Source organism: Deinococcus radiophilus (genome assembly GCF_020889625.1).
GTDB classification, from domain to species: Bacteria; Deinococcota; Deinococci; order Deinococcales; family Deinococcaceae; genus Deinococcus; species Deinococcus radiophilus.
In genome coordinates, this window is record NZ_CP086380.1 from 29,141 (window position 1) to 45,434 (window position 16,294).

Below are 16,294 nucleotides of genomic sequence, written 5' to 3' on the forward strand. Positions count from 1 at the left end.
CTCAGCCGCCCTGCCCGCCCGCCTGCGCCAGCCTCAGCCAGTTGCCCAGCAGCACCCGCCCCCAGGGACTCAGCACGCTTTCGGGGTGGAACTGCACCGCCCAGGCGGGTCGCCCGGTGACAGCCTGCACGTCCAGCGCCTGTACCACCCCTGCGGCGCTGCGGGCGCTGACCAGCCGCTCATCCAGCCCCTCCACGACCAGCGAGTGGTAACGCCCAAACTCGGCCCCCTGCGGGATGCCTGCCCACAGGCCCGCGCCGCTGTGCTGCATCGCTTCGGGGCGACCATGCACCGGCTGACCACGCACCACCGCGCCGCCCAGCACCTCGCCCAGCGCCTGATGGCCCAGGCATACGCCCAGTAGCGGGACGCCCCCCTGCAAACTGCGGCGGGTCAGCTCCAGCGTGCAGCCACTCGTCTGCGGCGTGCCGGGGCCGGGGCCGATCATGACCGCGTCCGGGCGGGTCGCCAGCAGTGCGGCGGCGTCCTCATCCTGGCTGCGGACCTCCACCTGAGCGCCGAGGGCCAGCAGGTCGTGCGCCAGATTCATGGTGAACGAGTCGCGGTTGTCCAGCAGCAGCACCCGCAGCGGCGGCGCGGTGGGGGGCGGCGGGGGCCGCCAGTCGCGCCCGCTGACGGGCGGGGCCGGGGGCTGGGCGCGGCGACCCGGCAGCCCTGCCAGCACGCCCAGCAGCGCCTGGGCCTTGTGGACGGTTTCCTCGCCTTCGTTGTCCGGGTCCGAGTCGATCACCGTGCCGCCCCCGGCCCGCACCGTGACCCGCCAGCCGTCCCCGCTGCGCTGGAAATCCGCCGTGCGAATCAGGATATTGAAGTCCGCGCCCTGCCCGCTGACGCGCCCCACGCTCCCGGTGTACCAGCGGCGCGGGTGCGGTTCCAGGTCCGCGATGGCTTCCATGACCCGCTCTTTGGGCGCTCCGGTGATCGTGCCGCCCGGAAAAGTGGCGGCCAGCAGGTCACGCACGCTCAGCCCGCCCTGCGCCTGCGCCGCTACTTCTGAGACCAGATGCATCACGTGGCTGTAGCGCTCGACCAGCATCAGGTCCGGCACGCGCACGCTGCCGCTGGCCGCTACCCGGCCCAGGTCGTGGCGCACCAAGTCCACCAGCATGGTGTGTTCGGCCCGCTCTTTGGGGTCGGCGCGCAGCTCGGCTTCGAGGGCGGCGTCCTCGGCGGGGGTGTCGCCGCGCCGCCGGGTTCCGGCAATGGGGCGGGCGCTGATATTCAGTCCGTCTGGCCCAGGCTGCCAGTCGACCAGCCGCTCCGGGCTGACCGACACCACCACGCTGCCTTCCGTCTCCAGATAGGCCATAAATGGGCTGGGATTCTCGGCCCGCAGGCGGAGGTACGCTTCCAGCGGATCGCCCTGCGCCGGGGCCGAGACGCCGCGTGAGAGGTTCACCTGATACACCTCTCCGGCGCGGATCAGCTCCTGAATGGTCCTCACCCCGGCGCGGTAGTCCAGATCGTCGGCGCTGAGCGGCCCCAGCGTCAGCGGTCGGGGCGCAGCCGGGTCAGCGGCCAGCAGCGCGGCCCAGTCCAGGTGCGGCTGGCCCACCACCGTGAGCGTTCCGGCCTGCCGGTCCCACACCAGCCCGGATGGATAGTGGCCCCACCAGCTCGCCCCCGGCGTGGGCGGGTGCGTGGACAGCCCAAACTGCGCCGCCGCCTCATAGTGCAAGCCGCCCAGGTAAGCCGGAAAGAACGCGTCGCCACCTGGCCGCTCGGGAATCTCGGTCTGGATGTGATCCGGCGCGGCACTCAGAAAGCTGTAGCGCCCGTACGCGGTGACTGGCCCCGCCGATTCCAGCAGCGCCAGGTGGGGCAGGCCCGCGCCGCGCAGCCGCAGCAGGGCGTCAGCGGGGGAGAGATCCGGCAGGGGGTGGGACACGGCTGACAGTGTAAGACATGGTTGGCCTTGTCCACGGGGTCAGTGTCCGTCGCCCGGAAAGGATTTTCACCCGGCGCGCAGCCTTCTGCCCCATGCGCCACAATGGACCCATGCAGATTCTGGTACTGAATAGCGGGTCCAGCAGCCTGAAATTCGCGCTGCTGGACCCGGAAAGTGGCGAGACACGGCTGTCGGGCCTGGCCGAGCGGCTGGGGCAGGCGGGGGCCAGGATTCGGCTGGACCAAGGCGGTGCAGGGCAACCGGAGCGCACCGAAGAAAGCCTGAGCGGCGGCTCCTACGCCGAGGCGGTGGCCCGCGTCATGGCCGAGCTGGATGCGCTGGGTGTGCGGGAGGAGGTGGCCGCAGTCGGGCACCGGGTGGTTCACGGTGGCGAAGCCTTCGCAGCGTCGGCGCTCATCACGCCGGAGGTGGAGCAGGCCATTCGCGAGTGCGTGCCGCTGGCCCCACTGCACAATCCGGCCAATCTGGCGGGAATTGACGCAGCCCGCACGGCATTCAGTGATCTGCCGCATGTGGCGGTCTTCGACACGGCCTTTCACCAGACCATGCCGCCCGCTGCCTACCGCTACGCCGTGCCTGAACACTGGTACACCGACTACGGGGTGCGGCGCTACGGTTTTCACGGCACCAGTCACCAGTTTGTTGCGGCTGAGGCAGCGCGCATGCTGGGCCGTGACCCCGCTGAGCTGGGCCTGGTGACGGCGCATCTAGGCAATGGCTCTAGTGTGGCGGCGGTGCAGGGTGGGCAGAGCCGCGACAGCTCTATGGGTCTGACCCCGCTGGAAGGGCTGATCATGGGCACACGTTCGGGCGATGTGGACCCGGCGCTGCACGACTACCTGGCCCGTGAAGCCAGCCTGACCCTGCCAGAGATCACCGCGGCACTGAACCGTGAAAGCGGTCTGCTGGGCCTTAGTGGACTGACCAACGACATGCGCGAGCTGGAAGCGGCGGCAGGGGAGGGGCACGCGGGCGCAGCGCTGGCGCTGGACGCCTATGTCCACCGTCTGGCCCGCTACATCGGGGCCATGACCGCCTCGCTGGACCGGTTGGACGCGCTGGTCTTTACCGGCGGCATCGGGGAGAACAGTTCACTGGTGCGGGCACGGACCGTGGCACGGCTGCGGGCGCTGGGCCTGACGCTGGATGACTCCGCCAACGCTGCCAACGTGCGCGGCCAGGGCGGCGTAATCAGCGCCTCTGACAGCCGCGCTGCTGCCTTGGTCGTGAATACCAACGAAGAACTGATGATCGCCCGGCAGACGCGTGAAGTCGTTCGTGGTTGAGGGTTCCACCGCTGGCGCGGCTCAGGGTTGATGTTATGAAGCCTGGTGGGCCACCGTCTATCTTGCCTTTACTCCTGTTGACTGTCCGGTCCTAGACCGTCTCTCCATCAACCATCATCTCCCATCCACTTTCCCAAGGAGTTCCCCATGAAAACCTTTTTCGTTGCGCCGACCCAGAACCGTGTGGGTCTCTCCACCGTTGCCCTGAGCCTGGTCCGGGCCCTGGAACGTCAGGGCCTGCGGGCTGGTTTTCTCAAGCCCATCGCCCAGACGCACGGCGACGGTCCCAGCGCCAGTGTGCAGTTTGCCCGCAGCCTGAGCGGGTCCACCGCCACGCCCGATCCCATCAGCCTGGAGCACGCCGAGCAGCAGCTCTCGGTGGGCGAGGGTGACGAGCTGATGGAGGAGGTGATCGCCCTGGCACACGGCATGGGCGAACTGGACGTGCTGGTGGTCGAAGGTCTGGCGCTGAACGAGCGTAACTCCTACGCCACCCGGCTGAATGCTGACCTGGCCCGTAACCTCGGCGCTGAGGTGGTGCTGGTGTCGGACCTACGCGGCACCACGCCTGCTGCCCTGGCCGACGAGCTGGAAATCGCCGCGCAGAACTATCGCCGCTCGGACGGCTCCGGGCTGGCGGGCTACGTGCTGAACTTCGCTCCTGAAAAGTTTGACTTTGGCGGCTTGCTGGCTGGGCTGCGCCAGCACTCCAAGATTCTGGCGGGCGGTGAGCTGCCGCTGCTGGGTGTGATTACCGACAATCCGGAGCTGAAAGCCGTGCGTACGGTAGACATTGCCCGCTATCTGAACGCCGAAGTGCTGAACGCCGGCGAGATGGAAACCCGCCGCATTCGCCGCTTTGTGGTAACCGCGCGGGGCGTGCCAGGCATGGCCGAGCAGAACCTGTTTGCGCCCGGCGCACTGATCCTGACCCCCGGTGACCGCGAAGACGTAGTGATGGCGGCCAGCCTGGCGCACCTCAGTGGGGTGCCGCTGGCCGGGCTGCTGCTGACCAGTGGAGTCGCGCCGGAGCCGTCTATCGCGCGGCTGTGTAGCGCGGCGCTGACCAGTACGCTGCCGGTGCTGCGGGTGCCCACCAATTCCTTTGAGACGACCACCCGCTTGGTCGAAATGAGCAACAAGGTGCCGCACGACGACCTGGAGCGGATGGGACAGGCCCTGGACTTCACGGCAGACCGGCTGGACACCGCGCAACTGGTAGGCCGCTTGAATGGCCGACTTGGGCAGGAGCGGCGGCTGCCGCCCAGCGCCTTCCGCTTCGAGCTGATCCAGAAGGCGCGCGCAGCGGGTAAGCGCATCGTCCTTCCTGAAGGCGATGAGCCGCGCACCGTGAACGCCGCCATTCGCTGCGTGGAAAAAGGCATTGCCCGCCCCGTCCTGCTGGCCGACCCGGTAAGCGTGCAGCAGGTGGCCCAAAGCCAGGGCCTGAGCATCCCAGACGGCCTGGAAATCATTGACCCGGCCGCGATCCGGGAGGACTACGTGGCCCCGATGGTAGAACTGCGCAAAAGCAAGGGCCTGACCCCCCAGCAGGCCCTGGCGCAGTTGGAAGACACGGTGGTGCTAGGCACCATGATGTTGGCCCAGGGTGAGGTAGACGGGCTGGTGTCGGGGGCCGTGCATACGACGGCCAATACGGTGCGCCCGGCTTTTCAGCTGATCCGCACCGCACCGGGCAGCAGCCTGGTCAGCAGTGTCTTCTTCATGCTGATGCCGGAGCAGGTGCTGGTTTACGGCGACGCCGCCATCAACCCCAACCCCAACGCCGAGGAACTGGCCGAAATCGCCATCCAGAGCGCCGAATCGGCCCAGGCCTTTGGGATTACGCCGCGCGTGGCGATGATTTCCTATTCCACCGGCAGCAGCGGCAGCGGCGAGGACGTGGAAAAGGTCAAGCGGGCCACCGATCTGGTCCGCCAGCGCCGCCCGGATCTGACGGTAGATGGCCCCCTCCAGTACGACGCTGCCAGCGTGGAAAGCGTGGGCCGCGCCAAGGCTCCAGGCAGTCCGGTGGCCGGGCGTGCCACGGTGTTTGTCTTTCCCGACCTGAACACCGGAAACACCACTTACAAGGCCGTGCAGCGCAGCGCGGGCGTGGTGGCGGTGGGGCCGATGTTGCAGGGCCTGGGCAAGCCCGTCAACGACCTCTCACGTGGCGCACTGGTGGACGATATCGTGTACACCATTGCCCTGACCGCCATTCAGGCGCTGCAGGCCGAGCGCCGCAGCAGCCAGAGCGCCGAGCGTGCCCAGGCCCAGGCCGAAACCTTGCTGGGTACAGCTGAGGCGCCAGCAGATGGCGAGTGACCGGCTTCTGGAAGCAGCGTGCCGTTGACCCTGACGCGGGCCACGGCGGACCGCCAGGGGAGGCTTGGGCTGTGGCATGGGAGGAGAGCCTGGCAGTGGTCCTTAGCTTGGCGGGGCAGGGGTAGGCGGTGGTCCCATCTAGACTGCCTCCATGTGGCATCAGACTGACCTGAGCCTCCGGCCCTATCCGCGCGGCTTTCATCTGATTACCCGCGACATTGAGGCGGCCTTGCCGGAGCTACGCGGCCTGCGCGTGGGTCTGCTGCACGTCTTTATCCGGCACACCAGTGCCTCGCTGACCCTGGGCGAGAATGCCAGCCCGGACGTGCGGCGTGACTTCGAGCAGTTCATGAGTGATCTGGTGCCTGAGGATTACCCCCACTTCCAGCACACCGATGAAGGGCCGGACGATATGCCCGCGCACCTCAAGGCGGCGTTGCTGGGGCCGTCGCTCACGCTGCCGGTGCGTGATGGGCGGCTGCACCTGGGCACCTGGCAGGGCGTGTACCTCTGTGAGCACCGCGACCGGGGCGGAGCACGCAGCCTGACCCTGACCCTGCAGGGTGAATAACTGGAGGCGTTCGCTAGACTGTCCCCCATGTCTGCCCCCGCCCATCCCGAGCGCCCGACCCTGTTTGACCTGCCGCTGGATGCTCCCAGCCTGGCCCAGACGCTAGACACGCTGGGTGGCTGGATCTCCCAGGACCCATCCAAGCCGCACACGGTGGTCACGCTGAATCCCGAATTCGTCATGGACAGCCGCAGTGACGACGATTTTATCCGGGTGATGCAGGCAGCGGATCTGGTCACGGCAGACGGCGTGGGGATCGTCTGGGCCGCCAAAACCTTGCAAGGCCGCGACGTGCCGCGTGCGCCGGGTGTAGATATCGCACGTGGCCTGATGCGGCGGCACGGACCGGAACTGCGGGTCTTTTTCCTGGGTGGCACACCGGGATCAGAGGGCGAACCCGGTGTGGCCGAGCGGGCCGCCCAGAACTCCTTTCATGACTACGGCATTCAGATTGCCGGGCACCACCACGGCTATTTCGGCCCTGAGCAAGACGCCGAGGTGGCGGCGCAGATTGCCCAGGCCCGGCCCCACTTGCTGCTGACTGGCATGGGCGGAGGTCGCCAGGAAAAATTCAACGAAGCCTACCGGGAGGTGATGGGCGTGCCCGTCGCCATCGGCTGTGGGGGCACGCTGGACGTCCTGGCGGGCACCGCCGAACTGGCCCCGGAGTGGACCCGCCGGGCCGGGGTGGAGTTCGTCTGGCGCATCGCCTCGGACCGCTCCCGCTGGGGCCGGGCACCCAAACTGGCGCGGTTCGTGCCGTTCGTGCTGGCGGCGCGGCGGCGTCACAACTAGGCCAGAGTGCTTATTTCGGGGCTGAGGTCTGCCGCTACACTCGGACCTGAATGACTGTCCCGTCTACCGCTGTTTCCACGGCTGCCGCCCCGGCCAGCCCTCAACCCCTGCTGCGGCGCTTTTTCTCCTACTACGCGCCGCACCGCCGCCTGTTTCTGATTGATTTCGGCTGTGCGGTGCTGGCGGGACTGCTGGAACTGGGCTTTCCGGTGGCCATTCAGCTGTTTATTGACCAGTTGCTGCCCACCGGACAGTGGAATGTCATCGTGCTGGCCGCGCTGGGCTTGCTGGGCATCTATCTGCTGACGGCGGCGCTTCAGGCGGTGGTGAACTACTGGGGCCACATGCTGGGCATCAACATCGAAACCGAGATGCGGCGCAAGGCCTTCAGCCACGTTCAGAAATTGTCGTTCGGCTACTTTGACGAACACAAGACTGGGCAACTGGTCGGACGGTTGACCAAAGACCTCGAAGAAATCGGGGAGGTGGCCCACCACGGCCCCGAAGACCTGTTTATTGCGGTGATGACGCTGGCTGGAGCGCTGGTCCTCATGTTCAGCGTGCATCCCACCCTGGCCGCCATCACTGCGGTGATCGTGCCGTTCGTGCTGTGGCTGACGGGTTCATTTGGCCGCCGCATGACCGAGAATTGGCACAACCTGTTTCACTCGGTGGGTCAGTTCAATGTTCGGATTGAGGAAAACATCGGCGGCATCCGGGTGGTGCAGGCCTTTGCCAATGAGGACCACGAGCGCAGTCTGTTTGCCCGCGACAACGCCAATTACCGCCGCGTCAAGCTGGATGCCTACCGCATCATGGCGGCCAGCATCACCCTCAGCTACCTCAGCATGCGCCTGACCAACCTGGTGGTGCTGGTGGCCGGGGCTTATTTCGTGTTGCAGGGTGACCTCAGCACCGGGGGCTTTGTGGGGTTTTTGCTGCTGGTCAACGTGTTTTTTCGGCCCATCGAAAAGATCAACTCGGTGATCGAAACCTATCCCAAGGGCGTGGCGGGTTTCCGGCGCTACACCCAGCTGCTGGACACTGAACCTGAGGTGCAAGACCGCCCCGGCGCGCCTGAGGCCCCGGCGCTGCGCGGTGATATCCGCTTTGAGAACGTGAGCTTTCACTACGCGGATGGCCGCCCGGTGCTGCGGGACATCAATCTGAACATCCAGCCTGGCATGACGGTGGCCTTCGTCGGTCCCTCTGGCGCAGGCAAGACCACCCTGTGTGCGCTGCTGCCGCGCTTTTACGACGTGAGTGGCGGGCGCATCACGGTGGACGGGCTGGACATCCGTGACCTGCAACTCAGCAGCCTGCGTGAGCAGATCGGCAGCGTGCAGCAAGACGTGTTTCTGTTCGGCGGCACGCTGCGTGAGAACATCGCCTACGGGCGGCTGGACGCCCCCGAAGCCGACATCCTGGAAGCGGTGCGCCGCGCCCGCCTGGAAGACGTGATCGCCGCGCTGCCCCACGGCCTGGACACGGTGGTGGGCGAGCGCGGCGTCAAGCTGTCGGGCGGGCAAAAGCAGCGGCTGGCGATTGCGCGGATGTTCCTGAAGAACCCGCCGATCCTGATTCTGGACGAGGCGACCTCGGCGCTGGACACCGCCACCGAGCGGGCCATTCAGGCGTCACTGACCGAGCTGTCGCAGGGCCGTACCACCCTGGTGATCGCCCACCGCCTCGCTACCATTCGCGGTGCGGATCTGATCGTGGTGGTGGACGGCGGGCGCATCGCCGAGGCCGGAACACATGAGCAGTTGTTGGCGCGGGGCGGAACCTACAGCGAGTTACACGCGGCGCAGCTGGGATAGGGAAGGGGGTGATAGGCTGGCCACCTCCCCCACTCCTGTTCTCGGCGGGCCGTCCCCGCAAAGAGGTGAACTGAGATGATAGACCCACAGATCATGGCCGCTTTTGCCGCAGCTGTCCTGGTGGCCATTGCCGTTCCTGGTCCCGATGCCCTGCTGGTGCTGGGCAACACCCTTTCGCACGACAAGCGGGGTGGCTTTATGACGGCCCTGGGCGTTTGCCTGGGATACGGGGTCCACATCCTGGCCGCCCTGCTGGGCCTCACAGCCATTGTGCTGGCATCGGCCACGCTGTTCGGGCTGGTCAAGATGGTGGGCGCGGCCTACCTGATCTACCTGGGCCTGCAGGCCTGGCGCCAGCGCGGTGGCCTGGAACTGGGCGATGTGGGCGGGCCACAAAGGACGCCCTGGCAGCTGCTGCAACAGGGCTTTTTGGGCAACGCGCTGAACCCCAAGGCCATCCTGTTCTTCATGGCCGTCTTGCCGCAGTTCGTCCGGCCAGAGCAGGGCCAGATCCCCCTACAGATCATCCAGCTGGGGGCGGTGAACTTTGTGGTGAGCCTGCTGTTCTACACGCTGCTGGCCCACGCTGCCGAGAGGATCAGGCTGGGCCTTCAGCACCGGCCCGCTGTGGCTGAGCGCGTTCAGAAAGCGCTGGGCGGCCTCTTGATAGGCCTGGGGGCCAGCCTGCTGCTGACCAAGCGGCCTGCCTCGTAACCCGCAGCCTGGCGCCAGCCCAACCATTTCCCCCCAGGCGCACTTGCTAAGATCCATGCCGTGACCCGTCCCGTATCCGAGCAGTCCGACCTGTCCCGCGCCTCCAATCTCGCCGTCGTGCTGGTGTCGCCCAAGACGCCCGGCAACATCGGCTCGGCGGCGCGGGCCATGTTGAACATGGGCGCGTCGGACCTGCGGCTGGTGGCCCCGCGCTGTGACCATACGGTCAAAGAAGCGCGGGCTTTTGCCGTCCACGCCGAAGAACTGCTGGTGAACGCTCCAGTCTTTGACACCCTGGCCGCAGCCCTGGCCGACCGCGACCTGAGCATCGGCACCTCGGCGCGGGAGCGGGCGGATATGCCGGGGCCCCAGATTCCCGCCGTGTTGCGGCCCCGCGTGCGGGCGGCGGCGGCCCCGGCGCTGGTCTTTGGCCCCGAAGAAACCGGCCTGCTGAACTCTGACCTGGAGCAGTGCCAGGCCACCGTGCGGATTCCCACCGCCAATTACGCCAGCCTGAACTTGGCCCAGGCGGTGCTGCTGGTGACGTACGAGTTTCTGCAAGGTGGGGCGGACGCCCAGGCCTACGAGCGCAAATCAGCCACCCGCGACGAGATGGAAGGGCTGTATAGCCATCTGGTAGACGTGATGCACCTGACCGGTTACACCGACGCCATGCGGGCGCGGCACACCCTGCGGCTGTGGCGGCTGATGCTGGACCGGGCCCAGATGTCCAGCGCCGAGAGCCGCCTGTTCCGGGGTCTGCTGCGTCAGGTGCAGTGGAAAGTGGGTCAGGGCCAGCCGGAGGCGCAGCAGGACCGGGAAGGAGAAAGCGCGTGAGGATCGGCGCGCTGGTCGGTCCGCTGACGCAGCGTGAGCAACTGCTCAAGCGGCTGCTGCCGCCACTGATCGTGGTGGTGGTCCTGGTGGTCGAACTGGTCATCGCACAGCTCCGCAACCTGCAACTGGAATTCTGGGCCCACCTGCTGTTTTACGGGTTTGCAGGGCCAACCGTGACCTTTTTCGCGCTGGACTGGATTGCGGAAGGTACCCGCGCCCGCCTGCGCGCTGAGGCCGAACTGCGTGGCCTGTACGAGCAGCTTCAGCGCTCACACGGACAACTGCAGCACATGCAGGCGCTGATGCGTGGCCTGACCGAGGCGGGCGACTTGAGCGCGGTGGTGGATGTGGCGGCGCGGGGAGCCCGGCAGGTGAGTGGGGCTGCCGAGGCCACCGTGCGTCTGAACAGCGGCCTCGGTGCGGCCTACCATGATCCGGCACAGCAGGCCACACATCCCCTCACTGCTTCCATCCCCAGCGGCGGCACGTTGGCGCTGCGGTTCGCCCATCCACCCACGCCTGAAGACACGGCCCTGGCCCACAGCCTGGCCGCTGAGATTGGAACCGCCGTGCAGGCCGCCTGGCAGCGCACCCAGGATCTGATGACCCTGCACTCGGTGGACGACTCGATCCGCGCCGAGCGCAACATGCGCCGCCTGCTGACCCGCGTGACCGGCACGATGGCCGAGCGGGCTGGGGCCGACTTCTGGGCGGTGTACCTGATGGACCAAGACGGCATCTTGCGACCCGAACAGGTGCAGGGCGGCGATCAGCACGTCTACGTTGCCGTGCCAGCTTTCGCGCAGCGGGTGGCCCAGGCCGCCGAGCCGCTGCGGGCCACTCCTGACGAGGCTGAAGCCTTTGAGTGGGGCGACAGTGCCATCGGCTTTCCCATGCGTGACGAGGCGGGATTGGTGGGCGTGCTGATCCTGGGACATGCTGCCGCTGGAGCTTTTGCTGAGGCCAATATGCCGCTGCTGGCGCTGATGGCTTCGCAGGCGGCGTTGGGCGTCCGCAATGCCCGCGCCTATCTGTACTCCGAGGAGCTAGCGATCAGTGACGAGCGCACCCGCATCGCCCGTGAGATTCACGACGGGGTGGCACAGTCGCTGGCTTTTTGCGCCATCAAGCTGGACGTGGTGGCCCGCCAGATCGAGAAAGACCCGGTCAGGGCCGAACAGGAGGTCCGTGAGGCCGGGGCGCTGCTGCGTGAGCAGATTCAGGAGGTGCGGCGCTCCATCTTCGCGCTGCGGCCCATCAACCTCGAAAAGTACGGCCTGCTGGATACCCTACGGATGTACGTCCACGACTTCGGTGAGCAGAACAAACTGAGGACCACTCTGGATGTCAGCGGTGATGTGTCCCTCTCCAAGGGAGATGAGGCCATCCTTTTCCGGATTCTGCAAGAGAGCCTGAACAATGTTGCCAAGCACGCCCAGGCCGGCAGCGTCAGCGTGGCTCTGAGCGGTGGGCTGCAGTGGGTGCAACTCCGTGTGCAGGACGACGGCCAGGGCTTTGACCCCCGGCAGGTGAGCGGGCGGGTCAGCAGCGCAGGTGGCCTGGGCCTGACCCAGATGGCCGAGCGGATGCAGAGCCGGGGCGGTGAGTACGCCGTAATCAGCGAACCTGGACACGGCACGCTGGTCGAAGCCCGCTTGCCGCAAAGTGAGCAGGGCTAAGAGTTGCCGTGCCACCTTGGGCAGCTGTGCGTTTTGCTGACTGGAATCTCTTATTACTCTGGCTGCATGCTGGCCTGCAACTGCCCCGGCAGCTGTGCCAAGACCCGCTCAATGGTGCGCTGGGCGGTGGCGCGGACCATCTTCTCGAAGGCCGCCCCGCCCACGTTCTGGCTGCCTGGAAGTTGCAAGAACGCCTGAAAATCAAAGCTGAGCCGCACTGAGGTTCCGTCCGTGCCGCCCTCCTGCACCTCGGCCACGCCGCGAACCTCCACCCAGCCGCGCCGTTCGGGGAGGGGATGAGGGTCCAGGGTGGCCCCGAGTGGCGCGTTGCTCAGGCGGCTGATGAAGGGCAATGTAGCCTCGCCCAGCAGCGGAACCGGGACGTTCAGTTCACCGCTCAGGTCGTTTTCCTCAGAAAGCCGTACATCAGTCAAAAAGTCCACCTGGGCCAGCGACTGATCGGCAGCGCGGGCCCAGGCCAAAGCCGCTGCCGTATCGCCGGGGTGGTGCAGCGTGAAGGCCTGCTGGGCGCCGAAGTTCAGCAGGCCGTTGCCCGTGGCCAGGCCGCTCATTCCACCCACTCCAGCCGCAGTTGACCACTTTGGAGGGCTTCTTGCAGTTCCGGGTCGGACACGCTCCGCAGGCGACTGCGCGAAGCGAACTGTCCGGTGGCCGATGCATATCCCACCCGCACCACGATCTCGTCGGTCACGTCATCGCGCCCGATGCGCCAGACCAGATGCTGCCCCAAGCTGTCCAACTGTTCTGGGGTCAGTGCTGGGGCTGGTGGGTCCGCCTGATCGGTCATGCGGGTTCTGGCCCTGGGCGTAGGCCTATCCGCAAGCCGATGTCTCCGCGCCGCTGGGCACCGGCAAAGCCAACCTGGCCACTCAGGGCATAGGCGCGGGTCAGGGCGTCCGGCAGCGTGCCTGCGGTGGCGGTGACGGCCAGCACGCGGCCCCCGCTGCTGACCAGCTTGCCCGTCTCGCCTTCGGCAGTCCCAGCATGAAAGAGGTACTCGCCTGTGCCAGTCTGGGGCAGGGTCAGCGGAATACCTTTTTGTGGCGTGCCAGGGTAGCCAGGAGCGGCCAGGATTACGACGGCACTGGCTGCGTCTCGCCACTTCACATCCTCCGGGTTCAGGCGGCCCTGGGCGGCGGCCAGGGCGTGCGCGGCCAGGTCGCTGACCAAGAGCGGCAGCACCGCTTCCGCCTCCGGGTCGCCAAAGCGGGCGTTGAACTCCACGACCTTAGGACCGTCCGGGGTCAACATCAGCCCGGCGTAGAGCACGCCGCAGAACTCACATCCCTCTTCCCGCAGGCCCGCCAGGGTCCGTTCCACGATCTCGCGGCGGATGGTGTCCAGGTCCGTTTCCGACACCGGAAAAGGACAGATCACCCCCATCCCTCCGGTCATTGGGCCGGTGTCCCCATCCCCAATGGTTTTGTGGTCCTGGCTCGGTGGGGTCAGGGCAAAGCGTTCGCCGTCGGTGATCGCCAGGATAGAAACCTCCTGCCCAGTCATGAATTCCTCGATCACCACTGCGGCTCCCGGCTGCCCAAAAATCTCAGTCAGGGCTTGCTCGGCTGCTGTGCGGGTGTGGGCAATGGTGACACCTTTCCCGGCGCGCAGGCCTGCGTCCTTGACGACCACCGGCAGCTGCTGAGCGTCCAGATAGCTTAGGGCACCGTCCAGCGTTTCGAAAGCCTGATGCGCCGCTGTCGGCACACCGTGGCGGTCCATGAACGCCTTGCTCCAGGCCTTGTCGGTTTCGATCTGAGCGGTTTCGCGGTTGGGGCCGAACGTGGGAATCCCAGCGGCCCTTAGTTCATCGGCTAAGCCCTGTGCCAGATACGTTTCAGGGCCGACGATCACCAGTTCTGCACCACGTTCCTGCGCCAGCGCTACCAGTGCGGCGTTGTCCTGCGGCGATTGCAGCACTTCGGCCACCTCTGCTATGCCAGGATTGCCAGGGGTACACAGCACCGTATGCCCCTGTCGGGCGCAGGCCTCAGCGATAGCGTGCTCACGCGCGCCGTTTCCGATCACCAGAACTTTCATTCGTCTCCCTGCTCTTTCTGTTTCTTCCACTGCTTTTGCCAGTAGTGGGCCAGGCCCATCACGTTCATTGCGGGCGGCGACGCAAAGCGGTAGGCCGCGCCCAGGCCCGGTGCGCCTGCTTCCACCTGCTCCAGCACCCACTCGGTAAACGGTTCATACAGCTCGGCGGGATCAGCCACCTGTGGCAGCCGTTCCCGCATCCACTTGGCTTCGCGTTCCAGGTTTTCCAGCAGTGGGTCCCAGTGGTCTGTCCCCTGGGCATAGGTACCGAAATGGGCCAGGTGCAGCCGCCGCACGTCCAGGGCGCCCAATTCGGCGGCACTCTGCTGCCAGGCGGCCAGATCAATGTCCGGCGGTGGTGTGGGCGGGCGGGTCTGCTGCTGTGGCACCAGGCGGATGCCCCCCACATCTCCGGTGTAGAGTTCGTCGCCCACGACGTAGGCCAAGTGGTGAACGGCATGTCCAGGGGTGTAGAGGGCGCGCACCTCGGCCCCGCCCAGCCGCAGGGTTTCGCCGCCGGCCAGGGCGGTCACGCGGTCTGCGTCCATCGGGCGCATCTCACCCCAAAGTGCTTCCATCTGATCGCCGTAGATTTGTGCGGCGCTGGCGTACAGCCGCTCTGGGCTGACCAGGTGGCGTGCACCGCGCTCATGCACATAGACGCGGGCACGCGGCGAATAGTCCAGAATTTGCCCGGCGGCCCCGGCGTGATCAAAGTGAATGTGCGTGAGCAGGATATGGCGTACGTCGCCCCAGCCCGCGCCCAAGAGGTCCAGCCCAGCTTTCAGGGCTTCCAGCGTGCTGCCGGGGCCGGTATCTACCAGGGCCAGGCCGTCTCCGGTGTCCCAGACGTACACCGCCACAACACCCGGCGTACCTTGGAAGTGCAGGTCGATGAGCTGTGGTTCGAAATTTTGCATGGGGTGGTCCTCCTTAGGGGCAGGCTGGGGGTCAGGAGAGCTGCTCAGGCGTAGCCCATGACTCTTGCTCCGGCCAGCGCCAGCGCGGCCAGAAACTGTACGCCGGCCAGCAAGCGAAAAATCCCTACCTGCGGCGTGGCCTTAAGTGGTCCGAAGGTCAGCGCCAGGATGCCCGACGCGCTGAAGACGATAAAGGCAACCAGGATCCACAGCAACATGACGACAGTCTAAAGGTTCGGGCAAGAGGAGAGGAGCGCCTGCGGGTGGGCAGTCTCTTTATGCCTCCTATTTACTCCCGCAGTTCAGCCCGCGCTCTCGGCGTTTTCCAAGCGGAAACCGTGAGGCAAAAAGTCGCGCACATACCCGCTGATGATGTCGCCTTTATGGTTCACGCACACCACGCGGGCGTCCGGGGCAAACTCGAACAGAATCTGGCGGCAGGCCCCACACGGGCTGGCGGGCGGCTCGGCCTCGGAGTAGACCACCAGGTCGGTAAAGGTGCGTTCGCCGCGTGAGGCCATGGTCTGCACGGCGCTCTGCTCGGCGCAGCGGGTCAGGCCGTAAGAGGCGTTTTCGACGTTGGCCCCGAAGTAGACCTGGCCGCCCCCCGTGCGTAGCGCTGCGCCCACATGAAACTTGGAATAGGGCGCGTAGGCCTGCTTGAAGGCGGCTTTGGCCTGTTCCAGCAGCTGCGGGTCGGGCGTGGCGTTCAGAGCGTTGGCGTTGGTCATGAGTCTAGTGTAGCGTCGGTTCAAAACACGCACTGTCCGCCGCCCGCTGGCCAGTCTATTGTCAGGCCTGCGACTTCGTGGTCACCCAGTTCCAAGCCGTCTTCACCGCTCCAGCCCACCTTCAGCACACCGACCGATTCCTCTTGCCAGCCCAATTGCTGTTCCCAGGGCTGCTTGACCAATCCCTCCCAGAAAGGCCCATTGAGGGCCTGAGCTTCGGCGGGCCAGCAGACATTGAAAGAGCCCGTCGCAGCGCGGATCATGGCCTCACGCTGGGCGGCACTGGCGGTGGGGGGGTCTACCGTGGCCCGCACAGCATCAATGGGGCCACCGCCGTCCGGGGCGAGGGGCGTGAGATACACGCGTTCCCTGCGGCCACCCACCTGCACGTCTGCTGCGTAGGTGTAGTTGCGGGAGAGATAATAGGCGCTGAGCCGCTCCCAATCTTGCGTTTGTGGCGGGGCTTCAGCCACCTAGAGGCCGGTCACGCTTTGCAGCGCCTGCAGGGCCGGGAGCCGAGGTGTAAGCGCCGTTGGCGGTGGCTGTCCCCCACCCGCCAGGGCCGAAGACGTAAACAGCAGCAGAGCAGCAAGGGAGCGCATGGTTCATGCTACGGTTTTCT

General features: G+C 66.5%; 17 protein-coding genes. 8 read left to right on the forward strand and 9 right to left on the reverse strand.

The features are described from left to right. Position 1: 1 nt before the first annotated feature. Positions 2-1,909, reverse strand: a complete 1,908-nt coding sequence (locus tag LMT64_RS00140; protein WP_126351950.1) for a chorismate-binding protein — start codon at positions 1,907-1,909, stop codon at positions 2-4. 110 nt (positions 1,910-2,019) lie between these two features. On the opposite strand from LMT64_RS00140, the gene LMT64_RS00145 reads away from it, so the two are divergent. The 8 genes from LMT64_RS00145 (at position 2,020) to LMT64_RS00180 (ending at position 11,960) form a co-directional block, all read left to right on the forward strand. Continuing rightward, positions 2,020-3,216 (forward strand): acetate/propionate family kinase, encoded by a 1,197-nt coding sequence (locus tag LMT64_RS00145; RefSeq protein WP_126351951.1) that lies wholly within the window; start codon positions 2,020-2,022, stop codon positions 3,214-3,216. Between the two features lie 147 nt (positions 3,217-3,363). Beyond that, complete coding sequence (pta, locus tag LMT64_RS00150; protein WP_229253239.1) at positions 3,364-5,544, forward strand: phosphate acetyltransferase; 2,181 nt, start codon at positions 3,364-3,366, stop codon at positions 5,542-5,544. Positions 5,545-5,695: 151 nt separating this feature from the next. Next, entirely contained in the window at positions 5,696-6,115 is a 420-nt protein-coding gene (locus tag LMT64_RS00155) for a secondary thiamine-phosphate synthase enzyme YjbQ (protein WP_126351952.1), read from the forward strand. Positions 6,116-6,142: 27 nt separating this feature from the next. After that, positions 6,143-6,910, forward strand: a complete 768-nt coding sequence (locus LMT64_RS00160) for a WecB/TagA/CpsF family glycosyltransferase (RefSeq protein ID WP_229253240.1) — start codon at positions 6,143-6,145, stop codon at positions 6,908-6,910. Between the two features lie 50 nt (positions 6,911-6,960). Then, positions 6,961-8,730 carry an ABC transporter ATP-binding protein gene (locus LMT64_RS00165; protein ID WP_211334176.1) on the forward strand — a complete coding sequence of 590 codons (1,770 nt, stop codon included), beginning with the start codon at positions 6,961-6,963 and terminating at the stop codon, positions 8,728-8,730. Positions 8,731-8,805: 75 nt separating this feature from the next. Continuing rightward, positions 8,806-9,444 (forward strand): LysE family translocator, encoded by a 639-nt coding sequence (locus tag LMT64_RS00170; protein WP_126351954.1) that lies wholly within the window; start codon positions 8,806-8,808, stop codon positions 9,442-9,444. Between the two features lie 60 nt (positions 9,445-9,504). After that, positions 9,505-10,281: an RNA methyltransferase gene (locus LMT64_RS00175; RefSeq protein WP_126351955.1), complete on the forward strand. Its 777-nt coding sequence runs from the start codon at positions 9,505-9,507 to the stop codon at positions 10,279-10,281. Next, positions 10,278-11,960 carry a GAF domain-containing sensor histidine kinase gene (locus tag LMT64_RS00180; RefSeq protein WP_126351956.1) on the forward strand — a complete coding sequence of 561 codons (1,683 nt, stop codon included), beginning with the start codon at positions 10,278-10,280 and terminating at the stop codon, positions 11,958-11,960. Before LMT64_RS00175 ends, LMT64_RS00180 begins: the two co-directional genes overlap by 4 nt. A gap of 53 nt (positions 11,961-12,013) precedes the next feature. On the opposite strand, the gene LMT64_RS00185 is transcribed toward LMT64_RS00180, so the two are convergent. The 8 genes from LMT64_RS00185 to LMT64_RS14155 all read right to left on the reverse strand — a co-directional run bounded on the left by LMT64_RS00185 (position 12,014) and on the right by LMT64_RS14155 (position 16,274). Beyond that, positions 12,014-12,532, reverse strand: a complete 519-nt coding sequence (locus tag LMT64_RS00185; protein WP_229253241.1) for a DUF3809 domain-containing protein — start codon at positions 12,530-12,532, stop codon at positions 12,014-12,016. Next, positions 12,529-12,768 (reverse strand): DUF3248 domain-containing protein, encoded by a 240-nt coding sequence (locus LMT64_RS00190; protein WP_126351957.1) that lies wholly within the window; start codon positions 12,766-12,768, stop codon positions 12,529-12,531. Before LMT64_RS00190 ends, LMT64_RS00185 begins: the two co-directional genes overlap by 4 nt. Continuing rightward, positions 12,765-14,021 carry a phosphoribosylamine--glycine ligase gene (gene purD, locus LMT64_RS00195; RefSeq protein WP_126351958.1) on the reverse strand — a complete coding sequence of 419 codons (1,257 nt, stop codon included), beginning with the start codon at positions 14,019-14,021 and terminating at the stop codon, positions 12,765-12,767. Before purD ends, LMT64_RS00190 begins: the two co-directional genes overlap by 4 nt. Further along, positions 14,018-14,941: an MBL fold metallo-hydrolase gene (locus tag LMT64_RS00200; protein ID WP_126351959.1), complete on the reverse strand. Its 924-nt coding sequence runs from the start codon at positions 14,939-14,941 to the stop codon at positions 14,018-14,020. The genes purD and LMT64_RS00200 overlap by 4 nt, the downstream gene beginning before the upstream one ends. A 44-nt stretch (positions 14,942-14,985) precedes the next feature. Beyond that, complete coding sequence (locus LMT64_RS00205) at positions 14,986-15,159, reverse strand: hypothetical protein (protein WP_229253242.1); 174 nt, start codon at positions 15,157-15,159, stop codon at positions 14,986-14,988. Between the two features lie 84 nt (positions 15,160-15,243). After that, on the reverse strand, positions 15,244-15,672 hold the full coding sequence (cdd, locus tag LMT64_RS00210; protein WP_126351960.1) for a cytidine deaminase: 429 nt from the start codon (positions 15,670-15,672) through the stop codon (positions 15,244-15,246). Between the two features lie 20 nt (positions 15,673-15,692). Next, positions 15,693-16,145 (reverse strand): hypothetical protein, encoded by a 453-nt coding sequence (locus tag LMT64_RS00215; RefSeq protein ID WP_126351961.1) that lies wholly within the window; start codon positions 16,143-16,145, stop codon positions 15,693-15,695. Then, a complete protein-coding gene (locus LMT64_RS14155) occupies positions 16,146-16,274 on the reverse strand; it encodes a hypothetical protein (RefSeq protein ID WP_267869769.1) in 129 nt (42 codons plus the stop codon). Positions 16,275-16,294 lie beyond the last annotated feature (20 nt).

Coding starts and splice junctions, on each gene's coding strand:
- LMT64_RS00145 (WP_126351951.1), top strand. CDS start 2,020: ATGCAGATTCTGGTACTGAATAGCGGGTCCAGCAGCCTGAAATTCGCG.
- pta (WP_229253239.1), top strand. CDS start 3,364: ATGAAAACCTTTTTCGTTGCGCCGACCCAGAACCGTGTGGGTCTCTCC.
- LMT64_RS00155 (WP_126351952.1), top strand. CDS start 5,696: ATGTGGCATCAGACTGACCTGAGCCTCCGGCCCTATCCGCGCGGCTTT.
- LMT64_RS00160 (WP_229253240.1), top strand. CDS start 6,143: ATGTCTGCCCCCGCCCATCCCGAGCGCCCGACCCTGTTTGACCTGCCG.
- LMT64_RS00165 (WP_211334176.1), top strand. CDS start 6,961: ATGACTGTCCCGTCTACCGCTGTTTCCACGGCTGCCGCCCCGGCCAGC.
- LMT64_RS00170 (WP_126351954.1), top strand. CDS start 8,806: ATGATAGACCCACAGATCATGGCCGCTTTTGCCGCAGCTGTCCTGGTG.
- LMT64_RS00185 (WP_229253241.1), bottom strand. CDS start 12,532: ATGAGCGGCCTGGCCACGGGCAACGGCCTGCTGAACTTCGGCGCCCAG.
- LMT64_RS00190 (WP_126351957.1), bottom strand. CDS start 12,768: ATGACCGATCAGGCGGACCCACCAGCCCCAGCACTGACCCCAGAACAG.
- purD (WP_126351958.1), bottom strand. CDS start 14,021: ATGAAAGTTCTGGTGATCGGAAACGGCGCGCGTGAGCACGCTATCGCT.
- LMT64_RS00200 (WP_126351959.1), bottom strand. CDS start 14,941: ATGCAAAATTTCGAACCACAGCTCATCGACCTGCACTTCCAAGGTACG.
- LMT64_RS00205 (WP_229253242.1), bottom strand. CDS start 15,159: ATGTTGCTGTGGATCCTGGTTGCCTTTATCGTCTTCAGCGCGTCGGGC.
- cdd (WP_126351960.1), bottom strand. CDS start 15,672: ATGACCAACGCCAACGCTCTGAACGCCACGCCCGACCCGCAGCTGCTG.
- LMT64_RS14155 (WP_267869769.1), bottom strand. CDS start 16,274: ATGCGCTCCCTTGCTGCTCTGCTGCTGTTTACGTCTTCGGCCCTGGCG.